The sequence below is a fragment of the Nodosilinea sp. LEGE 06152 genome (assembly GCF_015207525.1).
Taxonomy (GTDB): domain Bacteria; phylum Cyanobacteriota; class Cyanobacteriia; order Phormidesmidales; family Phormidesmidaceae; genus Nodosilinea.
On the sequence record NZ_JADEWR010000034.1, the window covers coordinates 1 to 13,603 of the forward strand.

12 protein-coding genes and 1 pseudogene are annotated in these 13,603 nt (G+C 55.2%); 2 read left to right on the forward strand and 11 right to left on the reverse strand.

Annotated features, from left to right (window positions below):
* Together IQ265_RS27390 and glgX are read left to right on the forward strand one after the other, a co-directional pair.
* Positions 1-743, forward strand: a pseudogene (locus tag IQ265_RS27390) (hypothetical protein); the annotation flags it as partial.
* A 275-nt stretch (positions 744-1,018) separates the two neighbouring features.
* Positions 1,019-3,088, forward strand: a complete 2,070-nt coding sequence (gene glgX, locus IQ265_RS27395) for a glycogen debranching protein GlgX (RefSeq protein ID WP_194059541.1) — start codon at positions 1,019-1,021, stop codon at positions 3,086-3,088.
* Positions 3,089-3,373: 285 nt separating this feature from the next.
* On the opposite strand, the gene IQ265_RS27400 is transcribed toward glgX, so the two are convergent.
* The 11 genes from IQ265_RS27400 to IQ265_RS27450 form a co-directional block, all read right to left on the reverse strand.
* The gene (locus IQ265_RS27400) at positions 3,374-3,880 is read right to left on the reverse strand and encodes a hypothetical protein (protein ID WP_194059543.1); all 507 of its coding nucleotides are present in this window, start codon (positions 3,878-3,880) and stop codon (positions 3,374-3,376) included.
* A gap of 307 nt (positions 3,881-4,187) precedes the next feature.
* Positions 4,188-4,562, reverse strand: a complete 375-nt coding sequence (locus IQ265_RS27405; protein ID WP_228038577.1) for an HNH endonuclease — start codon at positions 4,560-4,562, stop codon at positions 4,188-4,190.
* 193 nt (positions 4,563-4,755) lie between these two features.
* Positions 4,756-4,971, reverse strand: coding sequence for a hypothetical protein (locus tag IQ265_RS27410; protein WP_194059545.1), 216 nt, complete (start codon positions 4,969-4,971; stop codon positions 4,756-4,758).
* Positions 4,972-5,011: 40 nt separating this feature from the next.
* Entirely contained in the window at positions 5,012-5,218 is a 207-nt protein-coding gene (locus IQ265_RS27415) for a type II toxin-antitoxin system HicB family antitoxin (protein ID WP_194059547.1), read from the reverse strand.
* Entirely contained in the window at positions 5,215-5,430 is a 216-nt protein-coding gene (locus IQ265_RS27420; RefSeq protein ID WP_194059549.1) for a type II toxin-antitoxin system HicA family toxin, read from the reverse strand. The genes IQ265_RS27415 and IQ265_RS27420 overlap by 4 nt, the downstream gene beginning before the upstream one ends.
* Positions 5,431-5,722: 292 nt before the next feature.
* Entirely contained in the window at positions 5,723-6,016 is a 294-nt protein-coding gene (locus tag IQ265_RS27425; RefSeq protein ID WP_194059551.1) for a hypothetical protein, read from the reverse strand.
* Positions 5,964-6,257 (reverse strand): BrnT family toxin, encoded by a 294-nt coding sequence (locus IQ265_RS27430; RefSeq protein WP_194059552.1) that lies wholly within the window; start codon positions 6,255-6,257, stop codon positions 5,964-5,966. The genes IQ265_RS27425 and IQ265_RS27430 overlap by 53 nt, the downstream gene beginning before the upstream one ends.
* Before the next feature lie 12 nt (positions 6,258-6,269).
* Positions 6,270-7,754 (reverse strand): glutamate synthase subunit beta, encoded by a 1,485-nt coding sequence (locus IQ265_RS27435; RefSeq protein WP_194059555.1) that lies wholly within the window; start codon positions 7,752-7,754, stop codon positions 6,270-6,272.
* A gap of 157 nt (positions 7,755-7,911) precedes the next feature.
* A complete protein-coding gene (gene gltB, locus IQ265_RS27440; protein WP_194059558.1) occupies positions 7,912-12,528 on the reverse strand; it encodes a glutamate synthase large subunit in 4,617 nt (1,538 codons plus the stop codon).
* A 258-nt stretch (positions 12,529-12,786) separates the two neighbouring features.
* Positions 12,787-13,293 (reverse strand): DUF3368 domain-containing protein, encoded by a 507-nt coding sequence (locus IQ265_RS27445; RefSeq protein WP_194059560.1) that lies wholly within the window; start codon positions 13,291-13,293, stop codon positions 12,787-12,789.
* On the reverse strand, positions 13,290-13,535 hold the full coding sequence (locus IQ265_RS27450; protein WP_194059563.1) for a UPF0175 family protein: 246 nt from the start codon (positions 13,533-13,535) through the stop codon (positions 13,290-13,292). Before IQ265_RS27450 ends, IQ265_RS27445 begins: the two co-directional genes overlap by 4 nt.
* Positions 13,536-13,603 lie beyond the last annotated feature (68 nt).

The following is a 13,603-nucleotide window of genomic DNA, read 5'->3' on the forward strand; positions in this document are numbered from 1 at the left end:
ACAATCAAGATAATCGCTACCTATCCCTACCCATCCACCCGCCTACCCATCCACCCCCTCCCTCCTCCATGCCCCCCAACCCCTTTCTCGGCGTCTGGCAGCGTCGCTCTATCCAGTTTGACCAAGGCCCGATCGAGACCACCCAATCGGTTCTGTGGGTCCAGTCTGAAACCTACTTTGCTGACGTGCGCAGCGCTCCCTTTGCCGGTCGGCTGACGCCGGAGCGGTATCGGGCGATGGACTGGCGATCGCGCTTTGATGCCGACCTGCTGGGTTTTGCCGGTACCTTTACCTGGGCTGAAGACCCTCCCACCTGCACCTGGTACCATCGCTTTGCCCTGACCCCCCGCCAGCGCCCCGATACCAGTTGCTATCAGTGGCTTGATGCCGAAAACTTTTTAGAACAGGGCACCTGTGAGGATGACGAGGGCAGGGCTCACCCCTTTGTCGAACACTGGCAGCGCATTCACCCTGGCCCGGTGCAGGTGTGGCACCTGGACCAGGGGCAGCTTCAGGGGCAGGCTTTGGTGGCCGGGGCCTGGGCGGTGGTGGTTCATCACTGGGGTTCGCGCAGCCTGTTCGGCCAGGGATTGCTCAGCGCTGATCCACTTCAGGATAGTGAGACCTTCGCCGCTTTTTCGGCGACAGCTTGGCATTGTCAGCAGGGCATTTGGCAGCCCCAGTTTGGCACCGAGGCCAGCCTGGGCAGCCCGCCCCAATGGACTCCTGTGGATTTAGTATGATGCCGAATCCTGGTTGTATAACTCCGCTTTGTAGGGGCATTGCATGCAATGCCCCTACGGGGTGTCGGTGATGAATCGGAGTTTTGTGAGTCGGGGTGGAATGCGATGCGATCGCGGCCTGGTTGTATCTAAAGTTTACCCGGAGGTTAATTAAGTCTTGAGCCAGGACAATTTGACCCACTCTCGGTGTAGGTTAAACCAAATCCAAGTCCGGAAGAGGAGTTTTGCCGGTAGGAAAACTTCAGATCTCAAGCGGGACTTGGTTATACAACTCCATGAACCCTAAAGTCTTACCTGGCCAAAGCTACCCTCTAGGGGCCACTGTCTACGCGGTAGGCGTCAATTTTTGCCTGTATTCTAAACATGCCACCGGCATAGACCTGCTGCTGTTTGAGGCCGATGACCTGGCCCAGCCCAGCCGGGTGCTGACCCTCGACCCCAAGTGGAACCGCACCTTTTACTACTGGCACCTGTTTGTGCCCGGCCTCAAGAGCGGGCAGGTCTACGCCTACCGCGTCCACGGCCCCTTTGACCCAGCCCATGGCCATCGCTTCGACGCCACCAAGGTGCTGCTCGACCCCTACGCCCGCGCCATTGTCGGTGACGACACCTACGATCGCAGCCGCGCCATTGGTCCCGGCGACAACTGCGCCACCGCCCTTAAGGGGGTGGTGGTGGACACCCGCAACTACGACTGGCAAGGCGATCGCCCCCTGCACATTCCCTACTCCAGCAGCGTCATCTACGAAATGCACGTGGGTGGCTTTACCCGCCACGTCTCCTCGGGGCTGCCCGACGAGCAGCGGGGCACCTACGCGGGGCTGATCGAAAAAATCCCCTACCTGCAAGCGCTGGGCGTCACCGCCGTGGAGCTGCTGCCCATTCACCAGTTCGACACTCAAGACGCTATGCCCGGCCTGGAGAACTATTGGGGCTACAGCACGCTGGCCTTTTTTGCCCCCCACCGGGGCTACAGCTCGCACAAAGACCCCCTTGGCCCCGTCAACGAGTTTCGCGACCTGGTCAAGGCCTTGCACAAAGCGGGCATTGAGGTGATTCTCGATGTGGTGTTTAACCACTCGGCGGAGGGCAACCACGAAGGCCCCACCCTGAGCTTTAAGGGCATCGACAACGAAACCTACTACATGCTCGAAGACAACCCCATCTACTACTCCAACTACAGCGGCTGCGGCAATACTCTGTCGCCCAACCACGCCGTCGTGGGGCGCATGATTCTCGACAGCCTGCGCTACTGGGTCTCAGAGATGCACGTGGATGGCTTTCGCTTTGATCTGGCTTCGGTGATGTCACGGGATATGGCGGGCAACCCTTTGGAAGACCCGCCGATTTTGTGGAACATTGAGTCGGAGCCGATTTTGGCGGGTACTAAGATTATCGCTGAGGCCTGGGATGCGGCGGGGCTGTACCAGGTGGGCAGCTTTATCGGCGATCGCTTTGCCGAGTGGAATGGCCCCTACCGCGACCACGTGCGCCAGTTCATCAAAGGCGACGAGGGCGTGGTGCCCGATATGGCTGCCCGCCTGCTGGGCAGCCCCGACATCTACCAAAAGCCCAACCGCGAACCCAACCGCAGCATTCACTTCGTCACCTGCCACGACGGGTTTACCCTCAACGACCTGGTCTCGTACAACCAGAAGTACAACGAGGCCAACGGCGAGCATAACCGCGACGGCACCGATGCCAACTACAGCTGGAACTCTGGCGTAGAGGGTCTTTCTGCCCCGCCCGAGGTCGAGCAGCTGCGCCAGCGGCAGATCAAAAACTTTCTCACGCTGCTGTTTATGGCCCAGGGCACCCCCATGCTGCTGATGGGCGACGAGGTGCGCCGCACCCAGCGCGGCAACAACAACGCCTACTGCCAAGACAACGACCTGAGCTGGTTCAACTGGGACGCGGTGGAGAAAGAGCAATCCCTACTGCGCTTTACCCAGGGGCTAATTCACTTTATTCAAAACTTGAAGGTGTTTCAGCTGGAGCACCTGCTGCGGGTGACGACAAGCTGGCACTACGAGCCGCACATCGTCTGGCACGGCACCACCTTGGGCCAGCCCGACTGGTCTGAGCACTCGCGCACCCTGGCCTTTACCCTGCGCTACCCCGACGCCAAGGAGCAAATTCACGTCATGCTCAACGCCTACTGGGAACCGCTGATGTTTGAGCTACCGGGGCTGGGGCCACGCGATCGCTGGCACCGCATTGTCGATACATCGGTGGCACCGCCCCGAGATTTTTGCTACCCCGAAGAGGCTCCGCTGTTTGAGAGCGATCGCTACCCCGTAGGGGCGCGATCGTCTGTAGTGTTGATGAGCCGTGCGCAGGGATAGAGCTGTTGTTTGGAAAGCTACTGACTCACTCGTACCAGTTCTGTAGTGTGGGCGGGCTCTGCCACCATTAACCAGAAAAACCTAAAAAGAGATCAAATCCATCTTTTACCAGGAATGCTTACCTATCGACACATCCTTACCCTTGAAGGAGTAGTCTTTCTGACCCGGCTAACGTTCAATCACCAACCGATTTTCACTGATTCCAACAATGTGGAATTGTCACAAGAAGCTGTTTCTACGAGGAGATTGGTAGAGTTTTGGGTAGAATCCACAATACAACTTATTTCAGAAATACCATCTTCGGTTTTCAATAACCTGTTCTACGTAATGAGTTTTTTTGATTCGAACGTAGTTTTCACCAAGATCTGCTCTTTCGCCTGGCAGTGAAAACAAAAATTTACCAACAGCTTTTATATAAGCTTTGATTTCTTCAATGTCGAGTTCATGACGTTTTTGAATGTCACCCCAGGGTAACTTAAGCTCATAAGTCTTTCCATAGCAATCGTCATGCTTATAAGCGTTTACAATATCCCTTATGTCTTCAGCATCAATCGCGCATGGCAAAGAATAAAGGCTTATGCCATATTCATCCTCTATTGTTTTAACCGCTCTTGCTCTCGTTAATTCTTTGCTGCGAGAATAACCTTTTTTGGAGGCTCCTTTCTGATCGAGAATTCTGTTCGCTGTGAATTTCAGCTCAAACTCTATTAGTACATTTAACTCGTTAAATACAGCATAGGAGGCAATCCTTTGGTATGAAAGCAAGACATCTAAGGCTCTAGCATGCTCCATCTCGCCTCCTTGTTCTCATTCAATTTCTGTCCAGCTTCTGTCAAGTATTTTAGAATAGCTATCTCTCACCTTGAAGACTCTTTCCAGAAATTGTTTTATTTCACTTAGTCGAACAGGATAGAGTTTTATTGGCATATGCTTAAAGTGAAAGAGTTTTATGGGTGGACAAAATCCATTCCACTATTAAATTAATAAGTCAGGGGCAGGAGTGGAAATTGAGACAATCCGAGTACACTAGTCTGCTAATGGATGATGTGCTTTTAAGGCGTTATGTAACAGAAGTTTTAGTTGCGGCGACTCATTAATCTTATGTTAGTGAATCAATGCCCATCCTTGCAGCTTTAACTTCCTCAATGCTAAGCGCAGGCTCCTTGCGATGAAACATAGCATGACAATTAGGACAAACAGGCAATAGATCTCTAATTGGATCAACCTGATATTCTTTACTCACCTCTGACAAAGGTTTCAAATGGTGAACATTGATGAAGCCTCTATCCAAATCTCCAAATTCTTCTCCAAAGTTGAAGTTGCAAATCTTGCAGCTCAACCCATGACAATCAATACATCTCTCCCTAGCTTTAGGATCTCTTTCATAAGCATTCACAAATACTTTGTGAACGGCTCCTTCATGGTAATCTTTTGATTCTATCTCCCCTGGGAAGGCAGTGTAATTTTCCGCCAAATACCAAATTTGCTGCTTCTTGCTTTGATTTGGCCTATTCTGATTAATCCAATCTGATATTCTTTTCTGCTCTTCCCTTGTTGTCTTAGATATGTTTTTAGCAAAGCTAAGTAGGTGCGCCTAATTAAACGTAGTCCTGGATCGCTGTAAGCCTTGCTGTACCGTGGCCAACATGCCGATGAATTAGGTCTACCTACTTACCTATAGAATGCTCGCTATCCCTCAAGCTTATAAGAGAGTGTTTTACGGTATTCGACCAAGACTCCCAGTCCGTTTTATCTAGTTCTTCTACGTTGACTTTTTCGACCTCAGAAAGCAGATCTTCTGTAGAGGCTTCTTTGAATGAATAAGTTTTTATTCTTCTTAAAAAGAATTCTTTTAATTCTTTTGTTACACGAGATTTTGTCATGATTCAGTAGTGGTAGGTGAGCAACATCCACCATCAGCTATTAGACAACGGCAGCTTTAGGTTTGGGTAGAGGTAAGCCATCTTCCTCTAGCAAAAGCTGTAAAACCTCCTGGCCATTGCGAGCGGCTTCTTCATAGGTGTTGCCATGGGTACGATAGGTCTGTTCGGGGAAGTCGGGCAGATGAACCAGAAAGCAATCATCTTCATCTGACCAGACAATTACCATTTCATAACGAAGGGTGCTCATGGTTTCTCATCCCCTTGCTGCATTACTATTCTAATCGCTTCAGCTACTTCCCTTTCCTGATAGGGTTTAGCATCACTCCCATCCTTACCAAATAAAGTGACTCGACCCATATATTGGGGGTGCAACCACTTGGTATGACTTCCCTTCCCTGATTTGTCGTAGAAGCCAGCTTTTTTAAGCATAGATTTCAGCTCTCGGATTTTCTTCGGCAACTTCAGCCCCCGTGGTTACTCAATTCTAGAACCTCCTTGCTGCAAAGTATGGAGTGCTAAGCAGCTTTCGCAAGCCTTGCCCGTAAACCAACCACTGTTAGCCCAAAAACTTCCTGAGTTGCTTCGTCATAGCGCAGCACCACGCCATCGCCGATATCAACTCCAACCGCAGGGTGAGGTTCGCCCACCACAAGGTACAAGACATTCGCTTCGTCGTTATAGTCCTAGTTGGCTTGGTCAGATGCTTGCGGGATTTTTAGTCTGTGCATAGATCAATCGGTTTCGGCTGTGCTTAGGTTGGTCTATGCAGCAGAGCAGCTTGCTTTTGAGATTCGGCATAGATTCTGAGAGCCGCTGCCATATGTTGCTCTGCGCCTTCTCCTTGAGCTTGGAACCAGCTTAAGGTTTCGGCATCAATCGGCACAGTGACTTCAGAAACCGTTGATCGAGGCATCCTAAGCTTTGCTTTTGCAAAGAAAGCTTCATCAAGCGGCGGAATGTCTGACGTGTCAATGTCATCATCCGTCATGGCGTCAATTCTGGCCCAGTCGGTCTTGGATGTATTGTTCATAGCGCTTTCGTTCATGCGAGAGTGCCTTTCTTAGAGAAATGACGCGAATGGTATTTGCCGCTGGCTCTGTGAATATGATCACGATAACGCGACCATCCAGTAAGCCGATGCCCATCCATCGGTCTTCACCATAATCATCGCGCTCATCTAGCTCGACCAACAACGGCAAGTCAAAGATTCGATACGCATCTGCGAAGTCGAAACCATGCTTGCCGACGTTGGTTTCATTTTTCCGGTCATCCCACTCAAACTGCATGGGTGGCTCAAGTTAGGGTAGTTCGGTGGTGCCCATCAGGTAGCGATCGCACTCCCGCGCCGCCCCGCGCCCCTCATTGATTGCCCACACCACCAGGCTCTGGCCCCGGCGACAATCCCCAGCGGCAAACACCCCCGGAATCGACGTGGTGTACTGCTCGTGCTCCGCCTTCACGTTGCTGCGACCGTCCTTCTCCAGCCCCAGGGCATCCAGCAGCGGCTGTTCGGGGCCTAAAAAACCCATCGCTAGCAGCACCAGGTCGGCCGGAATTACCTTCTCGGTACCGGGCACATTGTGGGGCACAAACCGCCCGTTTTCGTCCTGGTCCCACTGAATTTGCACCGTGTGGACAGCCTTCACGTTACCCTGCTCGTCGCCCTCGAATTTAGTGGCGGTGGTTAGATAGGCGCGGGGGTCGTCGCCAAACATAGCGGCGGCTTCCTCCTGGCCGTAGTCCATTTTGTAGACCTTGGGCCACTCGGGCCAGGGGTTAGCGGCAGAGCGAGTCTCCGGTGGCTGAGGCATGATCTCCACCTGAGTAACGCTGGTGCAGCCGTGGCGAATGGAGGTGCCCACGCAGTCGGTGCCCGTGTCGCCGCCGCCGATAATCACCACGTCTTTGCCCGCCGCCGAGATGTAGTTGTCGTTGGGGTTTTCATCTAGCACCGCTTGGGTGTTGGCGGTGAGAAACTCCATGGCAAAGTGAATGCCCTTCAGATCGCGCCCTTCAATCGGCAGGTCGCGGGGGCGGGTGGAGCCGGTGCAGAGCACGACAGAATCGAACTCTTTGAGCAGGTTTTCAGCAGAGATGTCTTTGCCGACCTCAGTGTTGCAGACAAAGGTGACGCCCTCGGCCTCCAGCACATCTAACCTGCGCTGCACCACCTGCTGCTTATCGAGCTTCATGTTAGGGATGCCGTACATCAGCAGGCCGCCGGGGCGATCGGCCCGCTCGTACACGGTGACCCAGTGGCCCGCCGTGTTGAGCTGGGCGGCGGCGGCGAGGCCAGCGGGGCCAGAGCCAATTACCGCGACTTTTTTGCCGGTACGCTGCTTCGGCGGGTTCGGCACGATCCAGCCCGACTCCCAGCCCTTTTCGGCGATGGAATACTCAATGTTCTTAATCGTCACCGGGAGGCTGGTGATGCCCAGCACGCAGGAACCCTCGCAGGGAGCGGGGCAAACGCGCCCAGTGAACTCAGGGAAGTTGTTGGTCTTGTGCAGGCGATCGAGGGCTTCTTCCCACAGACCCCGGTAAACCAGGTCGTTCCATTCAGGAATCAGGTTGTTGATCGGGCAGCCGCTGGCCATACCGCTGATGGTGATGCCGGTGTGGCAGAAGGGGGTGCCGCAGTCCATGCAGCGCGCCCCCTGGGTGCGGAGGTTATCCTCCGCCATGGACAGGTGAAACTCGTCCCAGTTGCGAATGCGATCGGCGGGGGCGACTTCTTGCGCCACTTCCCGCAGGTATTCCATAAAGCCAGTCGGTTTTCCCATGGTGGTCGTCCTGAAGGTGGTTAATTAAAGGGGATTTGTAGGGTGCATTCGTGAAGCAATGCACCATGATGCAAGTTTCGTGGGCGGTGCATTGCGGCTCAAAGGTGCAATCTGAGGTGATTGGCCTAGGTTAGTGAGCCGCGAATGCACCCTACGGTTAGCTGCCGCCGATGCGGGCGGTGTCGCGGGCGTTTTCTTCAAACGCTGCTGTTAGGGCATCGTCGCCTGTTAGCCCATCGGCCAGAGCTTTTTGGATGTGTTGCAGTACGCGCTTGTAGTCGCGGGGCATCACCTTCACAAACTTGGCGACGGAGTTCTCCCAATCTTCTAGTAAACTCAGCCCCCGCTTGCTCTGGGTGTAGTCGACGTGGCGCTGGATTAGCTCTTGCAGGTCGCGAATTTCTTCGGGTTCTTCCAGCCGCTCCAGGTCCACCATTTCGGTGTTGCAGCGGGTAGCGAAGTCGCCCGCCTCATCCAGCACGTAGGCGACGCCACCGCTCATGCCTGCTGCAAAGTTGCGCCCCGTTAACCCCAACACGATTGCCTTACCGCCGGTCATGTATTCGCAGGCATGGTCACCAACACCTTCTACCACTGCTGTCACCCCAGAGTTGCGCACGCAGAAGCGCTCACCCGCTAGACCGCGAATGTAGGCTTCGCCGCTGGTCGCGCCGTAGAAGGCCACATTGCCGGTGATGATGTTTTCAGCGGGCACAAAGGTGGACTGCTTGGGCGGGTAGACAATTAGCTTGCCGCCGCTGAGGCCCTTGCCCAGATAGTCGTTGGCTTCGCCTTCGAGTTCGAGGGTGACGCCCTTGGGCACAAAAGCTCCGAAGCTCTGCCCGGCGCTGCCCTGAAAGTGGAGGTGAACGGTATCTTCCGGTAACCCTTCCCAGTGGCGCTTGGTGATCTCGTTGCCGAGAATGGTGCCGACGACCCGGTTGACGTTCTGGATAGGCAGAGTAGCGCTGACCTTTTCGCCCCGCTCGATCGCAGGTTCGCACAGCTCCAGCAGGGTGGTCATATCGAGCGATTTCTCTAACCCGTGATCCTGGGCCATCTGGCAGTAGCGACCGACTTCGGGGCCAACCTCCGGCTGGTGGAGGATGGGGGAGAGGTCGAGGCCCTTGGCCTTCCAGTGGGCGATCGCGGCCTTCGGCTCCAGCACATCGGTGCGACCCACCATCTCGTCCAGGGTGCGGAAGCCCAGCTGGGCCATTAGCTCACGCATATCCTGGGCGATGAACCGCATGAAGTTGACCACGTGGTCGGGGTCGCCCATGAAATGCTTACGCAGTTCTGGATCCTGAGTGGCGACGCCCACCGGGCAGGTGTTCAGGTGGCAGACCCGCATCATGATGCAGCCCATGGAGACCAGGGGCGCAGTGGAAAAGCCAAACTCTTCGGCCCCAAGTAGAGCGGCGATCACCACGTCGCGGCCGGTTTTCATCTGGCCATCGGTTTCGACTACCACGCGGCTGCGTAGGTTGTTCAGCACCAGGGTTTGGTGGGTTTCAGCCAATCCCAATTCCCACGGTAGGCCAGCGTGCTTGATGGAGGTTTGGGGTGAGGCTCCGGTGCCGCCGTCGAACCCGGCGATCAGAATGACATCGGCGTGGGCCTTGGCCACCCCGGCGGCGATGGTGCCGACACCCACTTCAGACACCAGCTTGACGTTGACCCGGGCGTCGCGGTTGGCGTTTTTGAGGTCGTGGATCAGCTCGGCTAGGTCCTCAATGGAGTAGATGTCGTGGTGAGGTGGCGGCGAAATCAGGCCGACGCCGGGGGTGGAGTGGCGCACCTTGGCAATCCAGGGGTAGACTTTGCGGCCCGGTAGCTGGCCGCCCTCGCCGGGTTTTGCGCCCTGGGCCATTTTGATTTGCAGTTCCTGAGCCTGGGACAGGTACAGGCTGGTGACGCCGAAGCGACCGGAGGCCACCTGTTTGATGGCGCTGTTTTTGGAGTCGCCCTTTTCGTTGGTCCAGGTGTAGCGCTCGGGGTCTTCGCCGCCCTCGCCCGTGTTAGATTTGCCACCTAGGCGGTTCATGGCGATCGCCAGCGCCTCATGTGCCTCCTTAGAGATCGACCCGTAGCTCATCGCCCCGGTCTTAAATCGCCGGGTAATCGCCTCCACGGGTTCTACCTCGTCAATGGAGATCGGTTCTCGCTGCTTGAACTGGAGCAGGTCGCGCAGGCGGAACATCTGCTTCTCTTGCTCATTCACCAGGGCGGCGTAGCGCTTGTAGGCATCGTAATCGCCCGTTCTTACCGCTTTTTGCAGGGAGTGAATGATTTCGGGGCTAAACAGGTGGGCTTCGCCTTCTTTGCGCCACTGGTAGTCGCCGCCGGCATCGAGAGTGATATTGGACCCGGGGCGATCGGGGAAGGCATGACGGTGTCGCTTGAGGGCTTCTTCGGCCAGCACGTCGAGCCCGACACCCTGAATGCGGGAGGCCGTCCAGGTGAAGTATTGGTCAACAACCGTGTGGTTGAGGCCCAGGGCTTCAAAGATTTGCGCGCCGCGATAGCTCTGGATGGTGGAAATGCCGATCTTAGAGGCGATTTTGATCACGCCCTTGGTGACGGCCTTGATAAAGTTCTGACAAGCTTTGTCAAAATCCATTGGGGGCAAGAGCTGGTCGGCCATCATGCCCTCGATGGTGTCGAACACTAGGTAGGGGTTGATCGCGCCGCAGCCGTAGCCGATCAGGGTGGCGAAGTGGTGGACTTCCCGGGGTTCGCCCGACTCCAGCACCAGGCCAACGCGGGTGCGAGTGCCGTTGCGAATCAGGTGGTGGTGTAGGCCTGCGACGGCGAGCAGGGCGGGAATGGGGGCTTGGGCTGGGTCGATGTCCCGGTCTGAGAGAATGATCAGGCTCTTACCCTCGGCAATGGCGGCATCCGCAGATTGACAAATTCTGTCTAGAGCGGCCTTCAGCCCCGCCTCACCCTCGGCAGCGTTGAACAATATTGGCAGCGTCACGGAGGAGAACCCCTGCTCGCCCGCCTGCTTCAGCTTGGCCAGCTCGGCATTGGTGATGATCGGCGTCTTCAGGTTGATCAGCCGACAGCTCTCGGGCTCGGGCTTGAGCAAATTGCGCTCGCTGCCGATGGTGGTATCGGCTGAGGTGATAATCGCCTCGCGGATGGAGTCGATGGGCGGGTTGGTGACCTGGGCAAACAGCTGGTGAAAGTAGTCGTACAGCAGCCGAGGTTTGTTGGAAAGCACGGTCAGCGGCGTATCTGTACCCATTGCACCGATCGCCTCGACGCCGTTTTCGGCCATCGGTTTTAGCAGCAGCCGCAGTTCCTCGAAGGTGTAGCCAAAGGCGGTTTGGAGGATGGGTAGGGGCGCAGCATGCTGCGCCCCTACGGGGGTTGCGCCATTGCCGTTTAACCCGGCGGGGTCTGCCGCCTCCGGTAGATCCGCCAGTTTCACCAGATGCTGGTCGAGCCATTCGCGGTAGGGATTTTCCGTGGCGATCTGGTGCTTGATTTCCTCATCCGAGACGATCCGGCCCTCGTCCATATTCACCAGGAACATGCGGCCCGGTTCGAGGCGACCCTTATAGGCCACATTCTCGGGTGCGACGGGCAGCACTCCGGCTTCGGAGGCCATGATCACCAGATCATCCTTGGTCACTGTATAGCGGGAGGGGCGCAGGCCGTTGCGATCGAGCACCGCGCCCATCATGGTGCCGTCGGTGAAGGCGATCGCAGCAGGCCCATCCCAGGGCTCCATCAGGCAGGCGTGGTATTCGTAGAAAGCCTTTTTCTCGGCGCTCATCGACTCGTGGGCCGTCCAGGGTTCGGGCACCATCATCATCATGGCGTGGGGTAGCGATCGGCCCGCCAGGGTCATGAGTTCTAGCGTGTTGTCGAAGATGCCAGAGTCGCTACCTTCTTTATTGATTAGCGGCTGAGCCCGCTCCAGGCTGTCGCCAAACAGCTCCGACTCAAACATCGATTGGCGGGCATACATCCAGTTGATGTTGCCGCGTAGGGTATTGATCTCGCCGTTGTGGGCCACGTAGCGGTAGGGGTGGGCCCGCTCCCAGCTGGGGAAAGTATTGGTGCTAAAGCGCGAGTGCACCAGGGCCAGGGCGCTTTCCATGTCACGATCGCCCAGGTCGGGAAAATATAGCCCCACCTGCTCGGGGGTGAGCATGCCCTTGTAAACCACCGTGCGGCAGGAGAGGCTGGTGGCGTACCAGTAGGAGTCGGCGGGCTGAATGGCGGAATGGGTGCGCTTGCGAATGATGTAGAGCTTGCGCTCAAAGGCCAGATCGTCGGCCAGATCGCCAGAGCGCTGAATAAACACCTGCTGCATGAAGGGTTCGCTAGCCTTAGCGGTTTCCCCTAGAGAGGCGTTGTCGGTAGGCACATCGCGCCAGCCCAATACCTTTTGCCCTTCCTCGGCGGCGATCTGCTCGAACAGGCGACGACCCTTCTCCCGTTCTGCAACATTCGGCGACGAGAAAAAGAACCCCACCCCGTACTGCCCTGGTGCCGGGAGGGCAATGCCCTCTGCCGCCGCCACCTTAGCCATAAATTTGTGGGGCATTTGCAGCAAAATACCCGCCCCGTCGCCGGTGTTAGCCTCGGCCCCTACCGCGCCGCGGTGGGCTAGGTTGACCAAAATCGTTAGCCCCTGCTGCACGATGCTGTGCGACTGTGCGCCTTTCATATGAACGATGAAGCCAACGCCGCAGGCATCGTGCTCGTATTGCGGGTGGTAGAGACCTTGGGCTTGGGGCGGTTGGGATAGGGTCATTGATTTATCGAGCAAAAGGAACTCAAACAGGGACAAGCATAGACTATGCCTAGCTATTCTGAGATCAGGGAAAGGCTGCTGACCAGTCTCTTAAGAAAATGATCAGATCAGCACCCCAAGAAGTTTGCGAAATATCACAAACGTCAGGGGTTTTTGATGGTCATTCATTTCTGCTATACCAGGCACATCTACAAAAAAAGACATGAAAGCCTGAAAAGGCATAGCACCTTTCAGGCTATTCCTCAGAGCACGCTTGACTTATTGGTCAATGGAAGACTCGTCGGCAAGACTTAAAACCTTACTGTAAAGGTCGGCAGAGACTCTAAATCTTGCTTGGGCTATCAGGTCATCAATGATGGGTTTAACCTGCAATATAACGCCTTTGCTTTTAGCCTCTAGCAAAGCTCCAAGCAGGCCAGTAATCTTCAATCCTTTCTGTTTGGCAACACTTCTGCCTAGCTGCTCATCAATAATCAGCAAATCAGCATTCAATTGAATCGCCAGGATGATGGCCTCAGCTTCGCCTAGGTCTACCTTCTGTTGTTGCAGTAGGCTGTCAACAGTCTGGCGAAGTTTCACTTCTTTGATTTCTATCCAAGGCAGTATAGGAATCATAGCTGCTTGGCTACAGCTTGGGCTAATCTTAGCTACTTCATTGGCCACAGCATAGGGTATCACGATCGCTCCATAGACTTCATGGAGTAGATTCAGTTGTCCAATTACAGCAAGGTTGCTGATCGGAGAAGTATTGCAAACAATGGTCACAGTCTACCTAAGCGCCTTAGGGTGGCAACATCCTCTTCTAAGTCTTCAATATCGTAATGGAGAGGAATGTTGCGATCGCTAATAAGATGCTGAAATTCAATCAGGTTTATGCCCAGTAAACCACTGGCTTTGCCGATACTGATTCTTTTCTGTTGAAATAGCATCAGCACAATTTCCCTCACCAACTCATTGGGGGCAAGGCCAGAAGCTTCTACTAACTCGTCAGGTAAAACAACGCTCATGGCAATTTGGCGACCTTGGCGACTTTCTGGATGTGATCATAGCAAGCTCATTTAGTCTTCTGGCAAAA